This window comes from Methylobacterium sp. NMS14P, from assembly GCF_028583545.1.
GTDB lineage: Bacteria > Pseudomonadota > Alphaproteobacteria > Rhizobiales > Beijerinckiaceae > Methylobacterium.
The window spans coordinates 4,392,312-4,412,933 of sequence record NZ_CP087106.1 but is presented as its reverse complement, the minus strand read 5'-3'; the positions used below and the strand labels follow the sequence as shown (position 1 = coordinate 4,412,933).

The window sequence follows — 20,622 nt, the reverse complement described above, 5'->3', positions numbered from 1 at the left end:
GTCATAGAGGTCCATGTGAGCCCAGGAAACTCGGTCAAGGGCCTGTCAATATCCACAACTCTGTTCGGAGAGAGGTTGGCATGAGCATGGAAGCCTACGCGCTCTGCGCGCGCGCGATGCCCGGCGTGGCGGAATGGCAGGCGGCCATCGACGCGACCGGGTTCGATCTGAAGCTCGATGCCGTGCGCATGCCGCCGGCCACGCAAGGGCATCTGCCCGCGACCTGGCGGCGGCGCGAGGCCGGCTTCGAGTGCCAGATCATTCCGCTGTCGGATCTGACAGACAGCTATACCGTGATCGACTTCGGTGGGCCGTGGACGTGCGTCTATGCCTTCTACTTCGCCACGCTCCCGGCTCGCGCCGGGGCGTGGATGGATGTCGCGGCCTGCGCGGCCCAGTCGGACGGTATCGTCTTCGATCCGCAAGAGGGGCAACTGCTCACCGCCGAGGCCGCGATCCGCTACGCTCACGACACGGTGGCGCGCATCGTCAGTCTGGACGCGCAGTTCGACACCTCCGCGGACGGCTGAGGCCGGATGGCATGCTGCGGCTCGGCGGCGCCGTCAGGCCCGCGGCGCGAGGTTCGTCTCGATCAGGACCGTCTCGGTCTCGAACGCGGCCGCGTGCCACGCTCCGGCCGGGAAATGGAATACGCTTCCGGCCGAGAACGGCTCGCGGCCCTGCTCGGTCTCCAGGATCCCCGAGCCCGAGAGCACCTGCACGAACTGCTCGTGATCGTGGCTGTGCGCCGGCGCCGCGACGCCCGCCGGCACGACCACGCGCACGAGGCTCGCGCCGGAGCCCGGGATCGTGCGCTTGGCGACGCCGTTCCCGCCGACGCTCTCGGCGCGGTCGTCCCAGGCGGTCAGGTGGTCGCTCATCGACGGGTCTCCTCGCCGGCCAAGTTGCCGCTCCGATCGGTCGGGTTCAACGCCCGACCGGACCCTGTCCCCGCGTCAACCGGTCCCGCCGGGCTGGCGGCCGCGCCGACCCTTGCCGGCGGCGGGGTCGGCCGGCGCCGGATCGGGACGGGCCGCGGGGCCGGCCGGGTCGGTGCCGCTCGCGGACGGCGTGCCGGAGGTGGGCCAGAAGGTCTCGAACAGCTCCTGCATGGCCCGGATGTTGTTGCCCTGGACCTCGGCCCCGGTCCGCAGCATCTGCTGGAACATGTCGGAGCCGGCCTCGCCCGCGCCCGCCTGGGTCGGCTTGGCGGCGGGCTTGGCGGCGGGTCTGGCCGCCGGCTTCGGCGGGGCCGGTGGCTCGACCGCGGGCATCATCGCCCTGGCCATCTCGGCCCAGGCCGGAGCGAAGGGGAACGGCACGGGCGGGGGCGGCGGGCTCGGCCGCGCGGGCTCGGCCTGCGGCTGGTTCAGCATGACGTGGACGATGCTCGCCACCACGGCGCCCGCCATCATCGGCAGCATCTGGCGCAGGACCTGCGCGCCGACGCCGCTCGTCGCCGAGGCCTGCCGCAGCACCGCCTGCATGAGCTGCGCCGAGCCGAACATCTGGCCGAGGGCCTCGAACCCCTGCGCCGGCGCCGGCTTCGCGGCCTCGAGCCCGAACATCCGGGCGAAGCCGGTCGGGTCCAGGCCGACGCTGCGCTGGAGGCCGAGCGTCAGGGCCGGCATCAGCGCCTCGAAGGCGCGGGCCGTCTGCTCGCTCGTCAGGCCGAACGGCTGGCCCATGGCCTGGAGCCCGGCCTCGCCCTGGGCCTGGAACATCTCGAGCGGGTTGAACATGACGCCTCGATCCTGTCCCGGCCGGGACCGCCCGGGACAGGGCATCGTGACCCTTTGCGCGGGGAAATACCAGTTCCCACCCGCGGAACTTGTGCCTTGCCGCCGCCGTCTCAGCTCAACGGCTCGGGATGGGCGTGTCCCGCCGGCAGCGGGGCCGCCCGCTGGGGCGCCTCCGCGGCGATGTCCGGCCCCGGCCGACGCGGGCCGACCCCCTCCAGCCGGTCGACCGTGCGGCGGGCCAGCAGGATGCCGAGCGCCCCGAACACCAGGGAGCCGATCCCCATCCCGGCCACCACCCCGCGGGGGCCGTAGAGCGCCGCGCCGAGCATCGCCGGCGGGATCGTCCCGAGCGTCGCCCGGCCCCAGTTCAGCAGCGTGGAGCGCAGCGGGAAGCCGAGGTTGTTGAAGGCGGCGTTGCCGAGGAACAGCAGCCCGTTGAAGAACCAGATCGCGCCACCGACGAGGCAGAAGAAGCCGAACAGCTCGGCCGCGACCCCCTGCAGGCCGAACAGGCCGGCGAGCCACCCCCGGGCCAGCGCCAGGATGAGCCAGACCGCGGCGCAGTAGGCGAGCGTCACCCGGATCGCCGCGCCGAGCACGCCCCGCATCCGGTCGAACAGGCCCGCGCCCCAGTTCTGCGCCAGGATCGGGCCGATCGCCCCCGACAGCGCGAACAGGCCGCCGAAGGCCACCGGCGTCAGCCGGTCGATCACCGACGCGGCGGCGACCGCGTCCGCCCCGTAGCCGGCAAACAGGCGTGCCAGGAAGGCGCTCGCCACCGAGGGGGCGAGGTTCGTGAGCACGGCCGGACCCGCGACGCCAGCCAGGGCAACCGCGTCGGCCGGCAGGTCGGACAGGTGCGGCCGGCCGAGGAGCCCGTGCCGGGCGACGCCGCGGACGCCCACCGCCACGAAGGTCGCGCGCGCCACGCAGACCGTGATCGCCGCACCCGGGACGCCGAGGCCCGCCCCGAAGATCAGCAGCGGGTCGAGGAGCGCGGTGACCACGGCGCCGGCCAGGGTGACCGTCATCGCCTGCCGCGCCTCGCCGACCGCGCGCAGGAGGCCGGTGAACAGCATGCCGGCAGCGAGCAGCAGGTTCGACGGCAGGGTAATGTCGAGGAACAGGACGGCCACCCGCAGCGCCTCGCCCTGGGCACCGATCAGGGCCAGGAGCGGGTCGGCCAGCAGCGCGATCAGCGCCGCGATGAGGGCGGCCACGAGGCTGCCGAGGACCAGCGCGGAGGTCGCCAGGCGCCGCGCCGCCGCGGGGTCGCGCGCGCCGACGGCCTTCCCGACCAGGGCGCCGGCCGCGATCATCAGGCCGATATTCACCGCCGTGGCGAAGAACTGCACGATCCCGGCGAAGCCGACCGCCGCCGTGAGGTTCGGGTCGCCCAGCGTCGAGACGTAGAGCAGCGACAGGAGGTCGACGACGAAGATCGCCATCAGGCCCACCGAGCCGGTGGCGGCCATCACCACGACGTGCCGGAGGACCGAGCCGGTGACGAAGCGGCCCGCCTCCGCCGGGGGCGGCCCGTCGGCTGTGTCAGACATCCGGCCCGTCACGCATTCCGGGCGCTGCCTTCCGCCTCGAGCTCGGCCTCCGGATCGGCTTCCTCGGCCGCGTCCGCCTCCTGCGGGGCCAGGGCGGGCTTCTCCAGGAGCCGCTCGGCGGCCTCGCGCCGGTCGCTGCCCACGAGGTCGCGGGTCTCGGTGCTGAGCGCCCGGGCCGGCCGGACCGGGGCGGTCAGCGGCTCGGGCTTCAGGCCCGCCGCGGCGCCGCGCATCCAGCTGGATCCGTCCGGCAGTGCGCCCGCCTGCTGCAGGACCAGCCGCGCGATGTCGCGCTTGCGCACGTCGTCGGTCCGGGCCGTGGCGGCCTCCGGCGACAGGCCGAGCCCCTCCAGGGCCGCCCGCCCGAAGGCGAGGGCGGATTCGGCGGTCTCGCGGATCTGGTAGTCGACGTCCCGGTTCATCAGCTCCACCGCGTGCAGGCGGTCGTAGGCCCGCACGAAGGTGCGCACGCTGGAGAACTCCTCGTGGACGATGTCGACGATCTTGAGGGCGCCCTCCCGGTCGTCGACGCAGATGCAGACCAGCTCGACCCGGCCAATCCCGGCGGCGCGGAGCACGTCGAGGCGCGTGCCGTCGCCGTAGTAGATGCGGAAGCCGAAGCGCGAGGCGGCGCGCAGCTGCTCCACGTCCTTGTCGATCACCGTGACCGGGATGCCCTCGGCCATCAGCACGTGCGTCAGCACCTGCCCGAACCGGCCGAAGCCGATCACCAGCACCCGGGCGTCGCCGCTCTCGGACAGCTCGGTGGAGGGCTCCTCCAGCGCGAAGGTGCTGCGCGCGTTGCGCCGCTCGATCAGCTTGTCGAGGCCCTTGGCGGCGATGGGGCCGATCAGCATGGTCAGCGCGGCGAGCGCCACCGCGAAGCGCGTCGCCGTGACGCCGGTGAGGCCGAGGTCCTGGGCCTGCGGCAGCAGCACGAAGGCGAACTCGCCCGCGGGCGCCAGGACCGCGGCGCCCCGCAGGGCGCCGAGGGTGTCCGAGCCGAACAGCCGGAACAGGCCGGCCACGATGGCGACCTTGACGAGGATCGCCGCCAGGGTCGCGCCGAACAGGGCCGGCCAGACCTCGCGCACGAGGTTGCCGTCGATCGACATGCCGACGCTCATGAAGAACAGGCCGAGCAGCATGCCGCGGAACGGCTCGATGTCGGCCTCCAGCTGGTGGCGGAAGTTCGACTCGGCGAGCAGGATGCCGGCGAGGAACGCGCCCATCGCCATCGACAGGCCGACCTGCTCCATGAGCAGCGCGGTGCCGAGCACCACCAGGAGCGCCGCGGCGGTCATCACCTCGCGGGCGCCGCTCGCCGCGAGCAGCCGGAAGAACGGGTTCAGGCCGTAGCGGCCGACCAGCACCACCGCGAGGATCGCCGCGAGCGCCTTGCCGGTGGAGACCGCCGCCTCCCCCAGCCAGGAGACGTCGGTCGCCTCGCCGGCGGAGGCCAGCAGCGGCATCAGCGCCAGGATGCCGACCACCGACAGGTCCTGGAACAGCAGCACCGCGAAGGCGCGCCCGCCGTAGGCGCTGCCGAGATCGCCCCGCTCCTCCAGCAGTTGCAGGGCCACCGCGGTGGCCGAGAGGGCCAGCGCGAGGCCGATCACCGCGGCGGCGCCGATGCTGAGGCCGGCCAGGATGCCGGCGCCGCCGAGCACCAGCGCGCAGACGACGAGCTGCGCGGTGCCGAGGCCGAAGATGTCGCGCCGCATCGAGACGAGCTGCGACAGGTGCAGCTCGAGGCCGACGATGAAGAGCAGGAGCACCACGCCGATCTCGGCGACGCTCGCGGCCGTGTCGGGCTCGGCGATCAGCGACAGGCCGGAGGGCCCGATCAGCACGCCGGCCACCAGGTAGCCGAGCACGGCGCTCTGGCCGATCAGCCGGAAGATCGGCACGCCGATGACCGCCGCCGTGAGGAAGGTCAGGACCGGCGGCAGGAAGCTCGCATGTTCGACGGGGCTCGCCATGGTGATCGTCCCGGCGGTTCTGCTGGATCGGCGCAGGTGAGGCCCCCGCTTAGCGCGCACGGCGCCGCGATGCGAGCCGTAAGCGGGTGCCGTTCGGCACCGACGGGCCCGCGCGGGGCGCTTCGACCCGGGCTCAGTGCAGGAGGCGCGCTCAGCCCAGGAGGCGGGTGCGGGCCCGGTGCGAGCCGTCGATGAACTCGAAGCCGCCGGCCGCGCTCAGCATGTGCAGGCGCGTGCCCGGCCAGGCCGCGCCCGGGCATAGGCGCGTCTCGACCCGCTGGGCGTAGGCGTCCTCGTCGAGGCGCAGGATCCGGGCGAGGCCCAGCGCCGCGCCGTAGCCCTGGCGGCAATCCTGGACGGGCCGGATCAGGCCGCCGTCGCGCGCCACGATCGGACCTGCGGCCCGGGCGGAGCCGATGTCGATCAGTACCGGGTTGTGCCGGTGGGGGGTCCAGGGCCCGCGGAAATGCGGCGCGTGCCAGAGATGGAGCGTGTCGGAGTAGCTGCCGCCGCCGGCCCGGACCGTGGCGAACATCCACCAGCGGCCGCCGTGCTGCAGCAGGGTCGCGTCCCCGGCCACGACCCCGTCGAGGAGCACCGCCTCGTGGACCCAGCCGCGCGGGAAGTCGGTGGCCCGGTAGAGGTCGATCGTCCCGGAGGCGTGGGATTCCGGGATCATCCAGACCTGCCCGTCCGCCTCGAACACGAACGGGTAGGAGAGGTGGGTCTCGAGCTCGAGCACCGGCTCCGGGCGGCCGCGGGGCCCGCTCTCCCCGAAGCTGACCGCGGCGATCACGCCCTTGCCGCGGCGGTAGTCGAACTCCTCCACGAACAGGGTCACGGCGCCGTCCCGGGCGATCGCGAAGGGGTCGGCGTAGAAGCGCCGCCCGTCGTCGGGCAGGACTTGCCAGCCGCCCTCGGGATGCCGGCGCAGGTCGATCAGGTCGGAGCCGACGACCCGCCGCCAGCCCACCCGCCAGTGCGGGCCGTGGAAGCAGAGGGCGTAGAGCCGGCGGGCGATCTGCCGGGCGAGCCCCCCGGCGGCCCGCCGCCGGGCGCCCAGGCCGCCGAGGTCGTAGGCGGTCGCGGGCTGCAGGGGCGCCCCGGCCCCGTCGGGGAGCGCCGTCGAGGCGGCGCCGTCGAGGGCGGCGAGGATCAGCGTGATGGTCCGCGCGAGGTAGCCCTCGAAGGCCGCGAGCATCACCGTGTGCGACTCCGCGCCCAGGCGGCCGACCGCCACAGGCACGCCGTCCGGCCCGCGCAGGGCCGCCACCGGTGCCCCGCGGGCGAACAGGGCGGCGAGGAGGCCGGCCTCGCCCGGCATCCCGTCGTAGTCGAGCCGCCAGGCCGGCGCCGAGCCCGGTTCCGCGGGGCTGCCCGAGAGGTCGAGGACGAGGTCGGCGCCGCTCCCGCCGGGCTCCGCGCCCTCGGGGCCCGCCTCGTAGGGCGCGAGGGCCACCGGTTCCGCCGCGGTCGCCAGACCCGGCCGGGGCAGGCCGTGGATGGCGGCCTCCAGACGGAACAGGAGCTCCGCGTTCGGTGGCAGGCCCTCCGCGTGCTCCACCCAGGCGACCCGGATCCGATGATCGGGCCGCTGTCCGAGCTGGTCGAGAAGGCGGATGTGCCAGCCGCGCAGGGACCGGCGGTCGAGCCGCACGGTGACGGTCCGGGTACGGGAGAGCGTCCCGGGCGCGGACGGCTCCGCCCGGGCGGGAGCCCGGCCACCGGCCGCCGACGGTCGGTCCGTGCCTCCGATCGCCCGCTCCATCAGCCGGTCGACCCCATGCCCCGCGTGCCGGATTTCGTATCGACGCTCACGGCAGCCAGGCCCTGGATGCGCCCGACTTCGACCCTGGATACGGTCGAGCCGGGCTCGAATGCTGTTACGCCGCGCCACGATCAAGCACGGCCGCGTGACTGTCTACCGGTTCAAGCTTAACGCGCGGGACGATTTCTGGCCGGTGAACCGAAAAAATTGAAACTCAGCCCATCAAATAAACGCGTGTTGGTGGGCGGTGGTACAATGTCGCGAGGCCGTGGCGGTTCGCCGAGGGGAACCCCACCTCCAGCTGGACCGTTCGCCAGACAATGACGTGGTGCGGAGACAGGACATGACGCGCAAGACGCTGACGATGCCCCTCGCGGCGATGCTCCTCGCCGCCATCCCGGGGACGGCCTTCGCCTGGGGCGGCGGCGGCGGTGGCGGCGGCGACAGCGGCAGCGGCCTCTCGCCCTACGCGGCGCTGAGCGGCAACGATCGCTCGGCGGGGGTCAACAACGGCAATTACCGCGACCCGGCCCTCGACCCCTACATCCGGACCTACGATCCGGAGGCCGCGGCCCGCTACGCCGCTCCGCCGGCGGCGCAGCCGCGCCTGCGCGTGCGGCCCTATTACGGGCACCCGTACTGAGGCGACCCGCGGAGGCCGCCGCGCGCGACGGCCTCGCCGCGTTCAGGAGCGTCCGAGGCCGCTCGCGGCCCGGACGCGCTTGAGCGTCCACGGTCCGCCCGAGAGCTTGCAGCCGGTGCCGCGGACGAAGCGGCTGCGGGTCGGCGCGATCACGGATGCCAGGAAGTTGCGGCAGATCAGCTCGTCCGAGACGTACGGCAGCCCGGTCGGGTTGACCGATCCGTGAAGTCCGGTCTCCGGATTGTCCCACTTGACCGGCCGCCCGTTGCCCTGCGGATCCAGGGCGACGCTCAGGGCGGCCCGCGCCCGGCGCCAATCCTCCTCGGCGAGGTCGTCCCCGAAACTCACGGGCCGCTTCTCGATGCTGCCGGTGACGGTCGGCTCCTCGACCACGCGCGGCGCCTCCGCCGCCGGGGGATCGCCGCGGAAGACCAGCAGTGGCTGGCTGCAGCCGCACAGGGCCATCGCCAGAGACAGGGCCGAGACGGACGCGCCGATCTGCGACCGCCGGCTTGGCCCTTTACACGCGCATCCCCGCATTACACCTGACTCACGACGGGCTATTCGCTCGACCGAACATGCCGATGTCGGTGCCCCCTCAGGCCCTGGACGCGGCTGGCAGGAGTCTTGGCGTGGATCAGTTAAGGACCGATGACCCGAAGAGCGCGGACTTCACGCTGAGCGACGACCCCGTCGGGCTGTTCGCCGCCTGGATGAAGGAGGCCGAGGCCTCCGAGCCCGAGGACGCGAACGCGATGGCGCTCGCCACCGCCGGATCGGACGGGCTGCCGGACGTGCGGATGGTCCTGCTGAAGGACTTCGACGCCCGCGGCTTCGTCTTCTACACCAACACGCAGTCCACCAAGGGCGAGGAGCTGGCGCAGAACCCCCAGGCGGCCCTGGTGCTGCACTGGAAGAGCCTGCGCCGGCAGGTGCGGGCCCGCGGGCCGATCACGCCGGTCACGGCCGCGGAGGCCGACGCCTATTTCCAGAGCCGCCGCCGGGAGAGCCGGCTCGGGGCGATCGCCAGCCAGCAATCCCGCCCGCTCGCCGACCGCGCCACGCTGATGACGGCGGTGGCGGAACTGTCCGAGCGCTACGGGGACGGGCCGATCCCGCGGCCGGAGCACTGGACCGGCTTCCGGATCGCGCCGGTGAGCGTCGAGTTCTGGCAGAACGGCGATTTCCGCCTGCACGACCGGGTGCGCTTCACCCGGACGGGCGCGGGCTGGAGCCGGGCGCGGCTCTATCCCTGACCGCGGCCGAAACGCAGAGAGCCCCGGCAGGACCGGGGCTCTCGCGTCGCGTGACAGGTGGCGACGAGGCTCAGGCCTCCTCGCCGTCCTTCTTCTCGTCCTCGGCGGACTCCTCGGCCTTCTCCTCGGCGGCCTCGGCCGACTGCGCCTCGGCGATGGCGGCCTCCTCGGCCTCCACCTCGGCGCCCAGCACGGTCGGCGGCACGATGTTGGCCACCGGGTCGGTCGCCTCGCCGGTGTAGGTGCCGGCCGGGATCTTGATGTCGGAGACGTGGATGACGTCGCCGATCGCGCGGCCGGTGAGGTCGACCTCGATCGCGTCCGGGATCTGGTCGGGGGCGACGTCGAGGCTCAGCGTGTGGGCCACGATGTTGAGGGTGCCGCCGAGCTTCTTGATGCCGGGGGCCGCGTCCTCGTTGACGAAGTGCACCGGCACCTCGACCGTGACGGTCTGGCCCGAGACGACGCGCAGGAAGTCGACGTGCAGCGGCACGCCGGTCACCGGGTCGAGCTGGAAGTCGCGCGGGATCGCGCGGACCTTCGTGCCGCCGGCGTTGATCTCGAACAGCGTGGTCTTGAAGCCGCCGGCGTAGATCAGGGTGCGGGTGCGGATGAGGTCGACCGCGATGGATTGCGGCGGCTGGCCACCCCCGTAGATGACGGCGGGAACTTGGCCCTGGCGACGAACGGCCCGGGCGGCCCCCTTGCCGACCCGGTCGCGTGCCACGGCCTCAAGCGTCTTCACAGCGCTCATGGCGTGATCCTTTACGATTGCTGGAGCCGGAACGCGAAAAAGCCGCCCGACGCGGACGGCTCACGACCTTCCCGGCGCGCCCCTGCCTCCAAGGGTGTCTCGGGGGCGCGCCGTGCGCATACACGGACGGGGGTGGGTTGGCAATGCGGCGGCGCCCACCCACGGCGGCCCGGCCGTCCGGCATCGATCACATGCCGGCCAGCGCCCGCCGCGCCCGGCGCTTCTGCAGCCACAGGGTCAGGCCGAGCGCGGTCCCGATCACCAGCGCCGAGACGGCCGTGGTGACCGTCCCGAGCGCGTAGATCTCCGGCGTCGTCACCGTGGTGGTCAGGCCCTGCAACTCCAGCGGCAGGGTGTTGCGGCCGCCGATCGCCTGACTGGTGCGGGCGAGCTCGTCGAACGACAGGGTGAAGCCGAACAGCGCGACACCGACGAGCGCGGGCGCGAGGATCGGCACGACCACGTGGCGCAGCGTCTGCGGGCCGCTGGCGCCGAGGTCGCGGGCGGCCTCCTCGTAGGCCGGGTCGAACCGGTTGAACACCGCGAACATGATCAGCAGGCCGAAGGGCAGCGTCCAGGTGAGGTGCGCCCCGAGCGCCGATGTGTAGAGGCCCATCAGCGTGCCGTGGTCCTGCAGGAACCCCCAGCCGGTCGCGGCGGCCAGCGCCTTGATGCCGTCGTCGAGGAGCCGGAACTCCAGGCCGATGCCCAGCGAGACCACGATCGAGGGCACGATCAGGCTCGACACCGCCAGGGCGAAGACGAGGCCGGCCCCGCGAAACCCCTTCCGGAAGGCGAGGCCGGCGTAGAAAGCGATCGTGACGGTGAGCGCCATGACCACGAGGCCGAGGGCGAGCGAGCGCCGCAGCGCCGCCCAGATGTCGACGACGCCGACGCCTTCCCACAGCTTGGCGAACCAGTGGGTCGAGACCCCGTTCATCGGGAAGGTCAGGCCGCCGGACGGGCCCTGGAAGCTGAGCGCCAGGATCGTCAGCGTCGGCCCGTAGAGGAACAGGACGTAGAGGGCGAAGACCGCCGCCAGCAGGTAGAAGGCGCGGCCGCGGGGCTGGTCCATCGCTACAGCTCCCGCCGGAGGTCGATCATCCGGGTGAGCCCCAGGATCATCAGCAGCACGGCGGCGAGCAGCACCACGGCGTTGGCGGCGGCGGCCGGGAACTGCAGGTAGGACATCTGCACCTGGATCACCTTGCCGACGCTGGCGATCTGCTGGCCGCCCATGACGCCCACGGTGACGAAGTCGCCCATCACCAGCGTCGTCACGAAGATCGTCCCGATGGCGATGCCGGGCTTGGCGAGCGGCAGCACCACGTTCCAGAGGATCTGCGCGCCGGACGCGCCGCCGTCGCGCGCCGCCTCGATCAGCCGCCGGTCGATGCGCGCGAGGCTGTTGAAGATCGGCACGATCATGAACACCGTGTCGAGGTGCACGAAGGCCAGCACCACCGCGAAGTCCGAGTAGAGCAGGCCGTCGATCGGCGCGCGGATCAGCCCGAGGGTGCGGAGCGTGTCGTTGACGAGGCCGTTGCGGCCGAGCAGCGGGATCCACGAGATCATCCGGATCACGTTCGAGGTCCAGAACGGGATCGTGCAGAGCAGGAACAGGCCCATCCGCACCGTCCCCGAGCGGATGTGGAAGGCCAGGAAGTAGGCGATCGCGAAGCCGAGCGGCAGGGTGATCGCCAGCGTCAGCACGACGAACTTCACCGTTGACATGTAGGTGCGCAAAGTCGTGCAGAGGTCGGCCGACAGGCAGCCGTCGAACACGTCGGCGTAGTTCTGCAGGGTGAGGGCCGGGATGATCTCGTACTCGTTGTACTCCCAGAGCGAGACGATCCCGGTGAGCACCAGCGGCACCACCAGGAAGACCAGGAAGACGAGGGCCAGCGGCGCGGCCTGGAGGTAGGCGAGGGCGCGGCCGCGCGGGCGCGCCGCGTCGGCGGGCGCGGCGGTCCGCTCGGCGGCCGCGGCGGCGGGCAGGGCGAGATCGGTCATCGGATGCGCCCCACGCGCGCTGATGCGTCCCATCTCCTCAGTGGGGTGCGATGCGCAAGCATCGGTTTCCGCAAGGCGCGACGCGCCCCCTCTCCCGTGCGGGAGAGGGGACCCGCGCTCCATCCGGCCGCCGCGTGGCCGCGCAGGATGGGCCTCTTCGGTCGCTTGCAGCGGGCGCCCACCGCGCTCACGCCGCGATGAACTCGTTCCACTTACGCACCATGTAGGTGTTCTCGTCCATCACGGCGTTCCAGCAGGCGACCGCGCCCATCCGCGCGTCGAAGGAGCCGCCGTCGCGGGTGGCGCCGGCCGTCTCGATCAGGGTGCCGTCAGGGCCGAGGATGTCCTTCTCGGCGGGCTTCCCCTCCATCCAGAAGGCCCACTCGTAGGGCTGCATGTTCGCCTGGGCGGTCTCCAGCACGGCCGAGTAGTAGCCCTGCCGGTTGAGGTAGGCCCCGGCCCAGCCGGACAGGAACCAGTTGATGAAATCGTAGGCGGCGTCGAGCTTCCGGCCGCTCAGGGTCTTGGGGATGCCGAAGCCCGAGGCCCAGGCCCGGTAGCCCTCCTTCAGCGGCTGGTAGGTGCAGGGCACGCCCTGCGCGCGCACCTTGGTGACGGCGGGCGACCACATCGACTGGATCACCGTCTCGCCCGAGGCCATCAGGTTCACGGATTCGTTGAAGTCCTGCCAGAAGGCGCGGAACTGGCCGGCGCGCTTGGCCTCGATCAGCACCTTGATGGTGCGGTCGATCTCGGGCTTCGTCATGTTGCCCTTGTCGCCGTAGGTGTAGTCGCCGGTGGCCTCCACCACCATGGCGGCGTCCATGATGCCGATCGACGGGATGTTGAGGATCGAGGCCTTGCCCTTGAAGGCCGGGTTCAGGAGCTCCTTCCAGCTCGTGACGGGCACCTTGATCAGGTCCGGCCGGATGCCCAGCGTGTCGGCGTTGTAGACGGTCGGGATCAGCGAGATCCACTCGGTCTGTTCGCCGGCAAATTTCTTCGAGTCCTGGCCTTCCAGGTAGAAGACCTTCTTGGGCGCCGTGCCCTGGTCGCCGATCCGCTTGCCCGCCACTTCCCCCTTGGTGAAGACCGAAGAGATCTTGTCGGCGAGCTTGATCCGCTTGGCGTCCATGCCCTGCAGGTTGCCGGAGGGCAGGATCTTCTTGAGGCTGAAGTACTCGGTGTCGATCAGGTCGAAGGAGTTCGGCTGGGTGACCGCGCGCTTGGTCACCTCGTCGGTGACCACGGGGATGTACTCGATGGTGAGGCCGAGATCCTCCTTCACCTTCCGGGCGATGTCGGCGGACTGGTTCACCGCGGTGCCGAGGTAGCGCAGGGTCACGGGCTCGGCGGCGTGCACCGCCGGGAAGCCGGTCACCGGCGTCGCGGCGAGCGCGGCAGCGCCCTTTAGGAGCGTGCGGCGGCTCGGGGAAAGGTCCATCGTCGTCTCCGTCCTGTTACGCATCGAGGTGGTGGGCGGCGGCCGCGTCCCAGCCGACCGGGATCGTGTCGCCGAGGCGGAGCGGGCGGGTCGCGAAATCCGCGTCGCTGACGATTGCCGTGAGGGCGGCGGGGCTCTCGGGCGCGCGCTCCAGCCCGTCGGCGTCGAGGCCGACATGGACGCTGGTGCCCTGGTACTCGACTGCCACCACCCGGGCCGGCAGCGCGGCGGGGCCGGCCTCGGCGCCGAGCCGCATCCGGTCCGCCCGCACGGCGACGAGCCCCTCGGGCCGCCGGATCACGTTGTGGCCGCCGATGAACCGGGCCACGAAGGCGGTGGCCGGGCGCTCGAACACGGTGCGCGGGTCGGCAGCCTGCTCGATCCGGCCGGCATTCATCACCACCACGAGGTCGGAGAGCGCCATCGCCTCCTCCTGGCTGTGGGTGACGTGGATGAAGGTGAGCCCCAGCTCGGTCTGGATCCGCTTCAGCTCCACCCGCATCCGCACCCGCAGGAACGGGTCGAGCGCGGAGAGCGGCTCGTCGAGCAGCAGCACCTTCGGGCCGGTGACGAGGGCGCGGGCGAGCGCCACGCGCTGCTGCTGGCCGCCCGAGAGCTGGGCCGGCAGGCGCCCGGCGAGATGGCCCATCTGGACGAGGTCGAGCATCGCCATCGCCTTGGCGCGGCGCTCCGCCTTGCCGATCCCCCGCATCTTGAGGCTGAAGGCGACGTTGTCGCGCGCGTCGAGATGCGGGAACAGCGCGTAGCTCTGGAACATCATGGCGGTACCGCGCGCGGCCGGGGCCGCGTCGCCCACCGCCTTGGGGCCGATCACCACGTCGCCCGCGCTGGCGCGCTCGTGGCCGCCGATCATCCGGAGCGTCGTGGTCTTGCCGCAGCCGGAGGGGCCGAGCAGGCAGCAATAGGCGCCGGACGGCACCTTCAGGTCGATGCCGTCGACCGCAATGGCCGCGCCGTAGCGCTTGGTCAGGCCGATCAGCTCGACGTCCATGCGGTTCTCCCCCGGGCGCTGCAAGCAAGCGGCGAGCCAGTGTGGCCTTCAGGCCTCCCGCCGCTCGGCCGGATCGACGGCCCGGTCGAGCACACGCCCGCGCCCCGGCTCGGACAGGACCCGGCCGTCCTCGGCGATGACCTGCCCGCCCGCGATGGTCACCACCGGCCAGCCGGTGACGTCGAAACCCTCCCAGGGCGTGTAGTCGGAGCCGTGGTGCAGGTTGGCCTGGCGGATGGTCTCGCGCCGGTTCGGATCCCACAGGGTGAGGTCGGCGTCGAAACCCGGGGCGATCGAGCCCTTGCGCGGGTAGAGCCCGTACAGCTTGGCGTGGTTCGTGGCGGTCAGCGCGGCGAACTGGTTGAGGCTGATCCGCCCCTTCGAGACTCCTTCCGAGAAGAACACTGGCAGCCGCGTCTCGATGCCGGGGATGCCGTTCGGGATCCAGCGGAAGGAGGTCTTACCCCGCGGGTTCAGCTTGCCCTGCGGGTCGTCGTAGCGGAACGGGCAATGGTCGGACGAGACCACGTCGAAGATCCCGCACCGGATCCCCGACCAGACCGCCTCCTGGCTCTCGACGTCCCGCGTCGGCGGCGAGCAGACGTACTTCGCCCCCGCCATCGGGTCATCGTGGCCGAGCCCCTTCATGTCCTCGGCCGTCAGGGTCAGGTATTGCGGGCAGGTCTCGGCCCGGATCTTCAGGCCGCGCGCCTGCGCCCAGGCGATCTGCTCGGTCGCTTCGCGGCCCGAGACGTGGACGATCACGATCGGCAGGTCGATCAGCTCGGCGTGGCTGATCGCCCGGTGGGCTGCTTCCCGCTCGACGATCTCGGGGCGCGACAGGGCGTGGCCGTACGGTCTGGTCTCGCCCGCCCGCTCCAGCCGCTCGCTGAGGTAGCGGATCGCGTCGTAGCCCTCGGCGTGGACCATGACCCGGGCGCCCTGCCGCCGCGCGACGTGGAACACGTCGAGGAGCTGGCGGTCGTTCAGCACGAGGTCGTCGTAGGTCATGAAGACCTTGAACGAGGTGTAGCCGTCGGCGACCAGAGCCGGCAGCTCCTGGCCGAGCACCGCCTCGGTCGGGTCCGAGATGATCATGTGGATCGCCACGTCGACGTGGCACTGGCCCTCGGCCCTGGCCCGGTAGGCGTCGACGGCGCCGCGCAGGGAGGCGCCCCGGGGCTGGAGCGCGAACGGCATCACGCAGGTGTTGCCGCCGGCCGCCGCCGCCCGGGTGGCGCTGGCGAAGTCGTCGGCCATGACGATGCCGGGGCCGGATTCCTGGGCGATGTGGACGTGGCTGTCGATCCCGCCCGGTAGGACCAGCAGGCCGGAAGCGTCGATCACCCGGGCGGCGTCGGCGATGCCCTCGGCCACCGCGACGATCCGGCCGCCGCGCACGCCGATATCGGCCCGGACCGTGTCGCTCGCGGTGACCACCGTGCCGCCCCGGATGGCAAGGTCGAATTCGGGCATGCCGCTCACTCCTCCGCGCCGTCGGGCGCGCCGGGCCGATGCAGGGTCCGCGCCGATTCGGGCGGACGGGGTCGGCACCGCAGGAGGTCACAGGCGGCCGTTCGGGTCCAGCGGGCCGCGAGCGGCACGGCCTGACGCACGCGGTTCCAGCCGAAGCCTTCGGCCGTCGTCGCTCTCCCGTCATCACGAGCGCAGCGAAGTGACCCAGGGTCGCGCGACGCCGGAAAGCGGAGCGCTACCCTGGATTGCTTCGCTCCGCTCGCAAGGACGATTGTCTCGCGGGGGGCCGTACCGAACCCCGGCCGACAGGCCGCTGGATGAGCTGCGCGGAGGTCTCGTCGGAGGATCCGGTGCGCAGGCTCGACGGCGCCGCCGCGTGGAACTGCCGCCAGACGCGCCGCATGTGCCGGGCGGAGCCGAAGCCGGCCCGTTCGGCGACCCGCTCCAGGCCGAGGTCGCTCTGCGCGATCAGATCCCGGGCCAGCGCGACGCGGGACCGGTTGACCGCGTCCGTCACGGTCATGCCGGCGTGGAGCCGGAACAGCCGCGCGAGGTTGCGCGGGCTCGCGCCCGCAACCCGGCCTAGCAGCGCCGGCGACCAGTCCCGGGCCGGGTCGGCGGCGATCGCGTCCTGGGCCCGGTGCACCGCCGGGTGCAGATGGCTGCGCCCCTCGAGCCAGGGCGAGAGCTGGGGATCGTCGGGCCCGCGCCGCATGTACACGACGAGCGTCCGCGCGACGGCGACCGCCGTCGCCGGGCCCGCCCACTCCGCCACGAGGTGCAGCATCAGGTCGATGCCGGCCGTGACGCCGGCGCTGCTGTACCGGTCGCGGTCCTGCACGAACAGGCGGTTCTCCAGGACCCGGGCCCGGGGCGCCGCCGCCGTCAGCCGGTCGCAGCTGGCATGGTGGGTGGTGCAGGCGTAGCCGTCGAGGAGCCCGGCCCGCGCCGCCAGCAGCGCGCCCTCGCACACGGTCGCCACGATGTGGCCCGGCCGGATGACGGCGCGGAGCCACGCGACGATCTCGGCCTCCGCGTCGGCGTCGGCCGCCGCGTCGGGCGCGTCGCCGAGCACCCACGTCGCGGAGCCCGGCAGGATCACGATCGTGCCATCGGCCACCGTATCCGGCAGAGGTCCGGCACCGCCCAGGTCGAGCCCGATCGAGCAGCGGGTGCGCGCCCGCGGCGCCGCGTACGCCACCGCGAAGCCGACCCGGTCCTGGACGGTGCCGGCGATCCGCAGGACCTCCAGCGGGCCGGCGAGGTCGAGCAGCAGCGCGCGCGGCGGCAGGACCACGAGGACCGGGATGTGCCGCGCCGCCCCGCTCACGCGGCGACCGGCAGGTCCGGGCCGGCGAGCGCCTGGGCCACGGTGGCGATTCGGGCGAACCGGTCGGTCAGCACCAGCTCGGTGCGGGCCTTGATGTCGTCCGCGCCGAAGCGGCGGCCGTCCGGGTGGGTCATGGCGAAGGTGAGGGTGGCCTCGGTCACATAGTCGACCTGCCAGCCGCTGTCGGAGGCGTGGCGGGCCGTGGTCTCGCAGCACTGCTCGGTCCGGATGCCCGACACGATCAGCCGGCGGATGCCGTGCTGCATCAGCCAGCCCGACAGGCCGCTGTCGACCAGGGCGCTGTGCCGGCGCTTGTGGAACGTGGCCGTCGGCGCGATCACGACCGGCTCGAGGGTGCGGACATGGCCGGAGGCGATGGCGAACGGGCCGCTCTCGGCCACGTGGAAGACCTGCAGGACCGGGATCCGCCGCGCGGCGGCGCCGTCGATGAGTGCCTGCAGGCGCGCGGTGAAGGGCGGGACATCGGCGTCGTTCCAGAAGGGCCTGTGCCGGAAGGATTCCTGGACATCGATGACCAGCAGCGCAACATCGGACATTTCGTGTCTCTCGCTCGGTGAAGCGAGTCGCAGCATTCATCGGCGGGACCCAGTGGGAAAGAAACCGCGCCGCCAACCAGCGGACATATCCGGCCATTCTCGGGCGAACAGGAGCCGCGCGTGACGGACCATCCCAGGACGATCTTCGTGCTCACCGGGGCCGGCGTCTCGGCCGAGAGTGGGCTCGGCACGTTCCGGGATCGCAACGGGATCTGGGCGCGGTTCGACCCGATGAAGCTCGCCACCCCGGAGGCCTACGCGGCCGACCCCGACACGGTGCTCGACTTCTACGACCATCGCCGCCGCGGCGTGGTCGCGGCCGAGCCGAACGCCTCGCACCGCGCCCTGGCGCGGGCCGAGGCGCGGATCGCCGACCGGGGCGGGCGGCTGTTCCTGTGCACCCAGAACGTCGACGACCTGCACGAGCGGGCCGGCTCGCGGGCGGTCACCCACATGCACGGCGAGCTGCTCAAGGCCCGCTGCTGCGCCTGCGGCGCGGTCACGCCGTGGCGCGCCGACCTGAGCCGGGCGGATGAGTGCCCAGCCTGCGGCGCGGCGGGCAGCCTGCGGCCCGACGTGGTCTGGTTCGGCGAGATGCCGATGCACCTCGACGCGATCGAGGCGGCGTTGGCCGCGGCCGACCTGTTCGTGGCCGCGGGCACGTCGGGGGCGGTCTACCCGGCGGCGGGCTACGTGCGGCAGGCCCGGGCCCTCGGCATCCCGACCTGCGAGGTCAACCTGGAGCCGTCCGACAACGCCGACGCCTTCGACGATGCCCGCTACGGGCCGGCGAGCGCCGCGCTGCCGCGCTACCTGGCCGAGCTCGGCCTCTAGGAGGGCGCGACCGCGCGGCGCTCGCGAACAGGCCTGCCAAGCCGTTGTGCGGAAAAGGTTTCCCGATCCGTGCACGCCCGATCCGGGATAGGACCGCAATCTTAAATGACGCGAATCACATCGGCGCGAGCTGTCAAGAACTGGTCGGGCAGTTGCCCACGGGTTACAACAGTCAAGCTCGGGATCGGCGTCGCGGCCTACCCGAGCGTTCGTTGAAGCCACAAGGGGAAGCAACTACCCATGCAGCACTTCACCGTAACCGACCGCGAGCGCGACACCGTCCTGGCGGCGCTGCGCTACTACCAGTTCTACCGGATGCAGGGTCACCCCTTCGACCCCCGGCAGGATCACCTGATCGACACCATCGCCGGCCGGGCCGGCGACGCGCTGGACCTCGCCGAGATCGACGATCTCTGCGCCGGCCTGAACGGCAACCCGCACGCCCTCGCGGCCGCGGCGGCCTGAGCCGCCTTCCGGGGCGGCCGAGGCCGCCCTCGACGACCCCGCGGCCGGCCCAGGGATGGGGCCGGAGGACGGGCGACCTCCGAGATGAGCGGGCTACCGCCGCCGGAGCGAACCCTCCTCAACGGGGCCGGGCCTCGCGCCCGAATGACACCTGCCGACGCGCATCCGGGTCCGTCCCGCGGCGCGTCGGTCCGACCGGTGGGTCCGCGCGGCGGGCCCCCCGAAAGGCCGGTTTCGCGCGACGTCGAAACGTGGCCTAACGGATGCGCGACGGCCGCAGGGCCGCGCCTTCCGGGAGCGCCGAGGCCGATGATGCGGACGGGTTCGCGACGGATCCGCCGCGGCGCGCTGCGGAGCGCCGGCCTCCTGCTCCTCGGCCTGGCTCCGGCCGCCGCCGCGCCCGAGAGCGTCGCCACCGCGCTGGTCGTCTCGGTGGACGTGTCGCAATCCGTCGACGACGCGCGCTTCCGGCTGCAGATGGAGGGCATCGCCGAGGCCCTGGAGGATCCGTCGGTCCTCGGCGCGATCACCGGCAACCCGGGCGGGATCCTGTTCGCGATGGTCACCTGGGCGGACCGGGCGAACCTCGCGGTCGGCTGGCGGCGGATCGCCGGCCGGGCCGACGCCGCGGCGACCGCGGCCCTGGTGCGGGCCACCCCGCGGCAGGCGGGCGAGTTCACCTGCCTCGGCCAGATGTTCCGCACGGTGACCGCCGCCGTGCTCCCGGCGCTTCCGGTCCCGGCCGAGCGCGTGGTGGTCGACGTCTCCGGCGACGGGATCGACAACTGCACCGACGCCGACAGCCTCGCGGAGGCGCACCGGTCGCTGCTCGACACCGGCGCGACGATCAACGGCCTGCCGATCCTGGTACCGGGCGAGAACGACGTGGTCGGGGCCGGTGCCTACCGGGCGCCCGGCTACGGCCTGCTCCCGACCCCGCTGCCGCAGGAGCGCACGGGCCTGGAGCAGTGGTACCGCGCGCACGTCATCGGCGGCCCGGGGGCGTTCCTGCTGGCGGCCGCCGGCTACGGCGACTTCGCGCGGGCGCTGCGGCGGAAGTTCGTGATCGAAATCAGCGCGCTGGGGCGGTGATCGGGCTCTTTCCCCGGGCGTACGTCACGCGGATCGAATCGCGCTTGCGGCCGGCACTGAGCCTGCCGTGACGGGCCGGCTCGGACATGACGAAGGCTCCGGGTGTCGCTCTCTCCGTCATCACGAGCGAAGCGAAGTGACCCAGGGCAGCGCGACCTCGGAAGGCCTGGCGTGACCCTGGGTTGCTTCGCTCCGCTCGCAGAGACGGTGGGACCGAAGCGGACAACCAAAAAGCGTATCAGCGCCTCACGGCGCCTTCTTCAGCTGCTGCTCGGCGCGGGTGAGCGCCGCCTCGCACGCCTTCGCGTCGCCCTTCTGATCCGCCGTGCGCGCCTCCTCCAGGGCGACCTTCGCCTGCTGGGCGGCGTCCGCGCCCTGGCCGGCCTGGGCCGACTTCTCCGGCGGCGCCTGCGGCGACTCGTTCGCCCGCTGGCCCTCGGTCCCGGTGACGCCCTCGCCGCCGCGCTTGGCTGCGTTGCCCTGGCCGCTGGTCGAGGCGGAGATCGACTGGGTCAGCTCGGCCTGGACCCGCTTGGAGACGCTGTCGATCCGGTCGCCGCAGGGCGAGGCGAGGGCGGGGGCCGCCGTCAGGATCAGGGTCAGGCAGGCCGTCAGGGCGGGACGCATCATCGGGTCGGGTACTTTCCAAAAACGTGGGGCCGCGGGTTCCCCCACGGCCCCAACGCCTCGCGACGGGT

General features: G+C 72.7%; 21 protein-coding genes. 6 read left to right on the top strand and 15 right to left on the bottom strand.

Features of this window, described 5'->3' with window-relative positions:
* The first annotated feature begins 80 nt into the window (after nt 1–80).
* Nucleotides 81–530, top strand: a complete 450-nt coding sequence (locus LOK46_RS20910; RefSeq protein ID WP_273560341.1) for a hypothetical protein — start codon at nt 81–83, stop codon at nt 528–530.
* Nucleotides 531–563: 33 nt separating this feature from the next.
* Here the strand turns inward: LOK46_RS20910 and LOK46_RS20905 are convergent, their stop codons facing one another.
* The 5 genes from LOK46_RS20905 to LOK46_RS20885 form a co-directional block, all read right to left on the bottom strand.
* On the bottom strand, nt 564–881 hold the full coding sequence (locus LOK46_RS20905; protein ID WP_273560340.1) for a cupin domain-containing protein: 318 nt from the start codon (nt 879–881) through the stop codon (nt 564–566).
* 75 nt (nt 882–956) lie between these two features.
* A complete protein-coding gene (locus LOK46_RS20900) occupies nt 957–1,742 on the bottom strand; it encodes a DUF937 domain-containing protein (protein ID WP_273560339.1) in 786 nt (261 codons plus the stop codon).
* A gap of 110 nt (nt 1,743–1,852) precedes the next feature.
* Complete coding sequence (locus LOK46_RS20895; protein WP_273560338.1) at nt 1,853–3,298, bottom strand: MATE family efflux transporter; 1,446 nt, start codon at nt 3,296–3,298, stop codon at nt 1,853–1,855.
* A gap of 8 nt (nt 3,299–3,306) precedes the next feature.
* Entirely contained in the window at nt 3,307–5,280 is a 1,974-nt protein-coding gene (locus tag LOK46_RS20890; RefSeq protein ID WP_273560337.1) for a monovalent cation:proton antiporter-2 (CPA2) family protein, read from the bottom strand.
* A 151-nt stretch (nt 5,281–5,431) separates the two neighbouring features.
* On the bottom strand, nt 5,432–7,048 hold the full coding sequence (locus LOK46_RS20885) for a glucosamine inositolphosphorylceramide transferase family protein (protein WP_273560336.1): 1,617 nt from the start codon (nt 7,046–7,048) through the stop codon (nt 5,432–5,434).
* A gap of 343 nt (nt 7,049–7,391) precedes the next feature.
* Here LOK46_RS20885 and LOK46_RS20880 point away from each other — a divergent pair, with 343 nt between their 5' ends.
* On the top strand, nt 7,392–7,691 hold the full coding sequence (locus tag LOK46_RS20880; RefSeq protein ID WP_012320880.1) for a hypothetical protein: 300 nt from the start codon (nt 7,392–7,394) through the stop codon (nt 7,689–7,691).
* Between the two features lie 42 nt (nt 7,692–7,733).
* On the opposite strand, the gene LOK46_RS20875 is transcribed toward LOK46_RS20880, so the two are convergent.
* Nucleotides 7,734–8,231 (bottom strand): RT0821/Lpp0805 family surface protein, encoded by a 498-nt coding sequence (locus tag LOK46_RS20875; protein ID WP_443192830.1) that lies wholly within the window; start codon nt 8,229–8,231, stop codon nt 7,734–7,736.
* A 92-nt stretch (nt 8,232–8,323) separates the two neighbouring features.
* Between LOK46_RS20875 and pdxH the strand changes: the two genes are divergently transcribed.
* Nucleotides 8,324–8,947 carry a pyridoxamine 5'-phosphate oxidase gene (gene pdxH, locus LOK46_RS20870; RefSeq protein ID WP_273560334.1) on the top strand — a complete coding sequence of 208 codons (624 nt, stop codon included), beginning with the start codon at nt 8,324–8,326 and terminating at the stop codon, nt 8,945–8,947.
* 70 nt (nt 8,948–9,017) lie between these two features.
* Here pdxH and LOK46_RS20865 read toward each other — a convergent pair whose 3' ends face one another.
* The 8 genes from LOK46_RS20865 to LOK46_RS20830 form a co-directional block, all read right to left on the bottom strand.
* Nucleotides 9,018–9,701 (bottom strand): 50S ribosomal protein L25/general stress protein Ctc, encoded by a 684-nt coding sequence (locus tag LOK46_RS20865; RefSeq protein ID WP_273560333.1) that lies wholly within the window; start codon nt 9,699–9,701, stop codon nt 9,018–9,020.
* Nucleotides 9,702–9,888: 187 nt separating this feature from the next.
* Entirely contained in the window at nt 9,889–10,776 is an 888-nt protein-coding gene (locus tag LOK46_RS20860) for an ABC transporter permease (RefSeq protein WP_273560332.1), read from the bottom strand.
* A gap of 2 nt (nt 10,777–10,778) precedes the next feature.
* Complete coding sequence (locus tag LOK46_RS20855; RefSeq protein WP_273560331.1) at nt 10,779–11,714, bottom strand: ABC transporter permease; 936 nt, start codon at nt 11,712–11,714, stop codon at nt 10,779–10,781.
* A gap of 187 nt (nt 11,715–11,901) precedes the next feature.
* Nucleotides 11,902–13,158 carry an ABC transporter substrate-binding protein gene (locus tag LOK46_RS20850; protein WP_273560330.1) on the bottom strand — a complete coding sequence of 419 codons (1,257 nt, stop codon included), beginning with the start codon at nt 13,156–13,158 and terminating at the stop codon, nt 11,902–11,904.
* Nucleotides 13,159–13,174: 16 nt separating this feature from the next.
* Nucleotides 13,175–14,170, bottom strand: a complete 996-nt coding sequence (locus tag LOK46_RS20845; protein ID WP_273560329.1) for an ABC transporter ATP-binding protein — start codon at nt 14,168–14,170, stop codon at nt 13,175–13,177.
* A 48-nt stretch (nt 14,171–14,218) separates the two neighbouring features.
* Entirely contained in the window at nt 14,219–15,646 is a 1,428-nt protein-coding gene (gene hydA, locus LOK46_RS20840; RefSeq protein ID WP_273560328.1) for a dihydropyrimidinase, read from the bottom strand.
* A 235-nt stretch (nt 15,647–15,881) separates the two neighbouring features.
* Nucleotides 15,882–16,976 carry a GlxA family transcriptional regulator gene (locus LOK46_RS20835; protein ID WP_273560327.1) on the bottom strand — a complete coding sequence of 365 codons (1,095 nt, stop codon included), beginning with the start codon at nt 16,974–16,976 and terminating at the stop codon, nt 15,882–15,884.
* On the bottom strand, nt 16,973–17,533 hold the full coding sequence (locus LOK46_RS20830) for an isochorismatase family protein (RefSeq protein ID WP_273560326.1): 561 nt from the start codon (nt 17,531–17,533) through the stop codon (nt 16,973–16,975). Before LOK46_RS20830 ends, LOK46_RS20835 begins: the two co-directional genes overlap by 4 nt.
* 120 nt (nt 17,534–17,653) lie before the next feature.
* On the opposite strand from LOK46_RS20830, the gene LOK46_RS20825 reads away from it, so the two are divergent.
* From LOK46_RS20825 to LOK46_RS20815, 3 genes are all read left to right on the top strand, one after another.
* Entirely contained in the window at nt 17,654–18,367 is a 714-nt protein-coding gene (locus tag LOK46_RS20825) for a Sir2 family NAD-dependent protein deacetylase (protein WP_273560325.1), read from the top strand.
* Nucleotides 18,368–18,607: 240 nt separating this feature from the next.
* A complete protein-coding gene (locus tag LOK46_RS20820) occupies nt 18,608–18,832 on the top strand; it encodes a hypothetical protein (RefSeq protein ID WP_147854742.1) in 225 nt (74 codons plus the stop codon).
* Between the two features lie 312 nt (nt 18,833–19,144).
* Complete coding sequence (locus LOK46_RS20815) at nt 19,145–19,924, top strand: DUF1194 domain-containing protein (protein ID WP_273564654.1); 780 nt, start codon at nt 19,145–19,147, stop codon at nt 19,922–19,924.
* A gap of 246 nt (nt 19,925–20,170) precedes the next feature.
* On the opposite strand, the gene LOK46_RS20810 is transcribed toward LOK46_RS20815, so the two are convergent.
* Complete coding sequence (locus LOK46_RS20810; RefSeq protein WP_273560324.1) at nt 20,171–20,554, bottom strand: hypothetical protein; 384 nt, start codon at nt 20,552–20,554, stop codon at nt 20,171–20,173.
* Between the last annotated feature and the right edge of the window lie 68 nt (nt 20,555–20,622).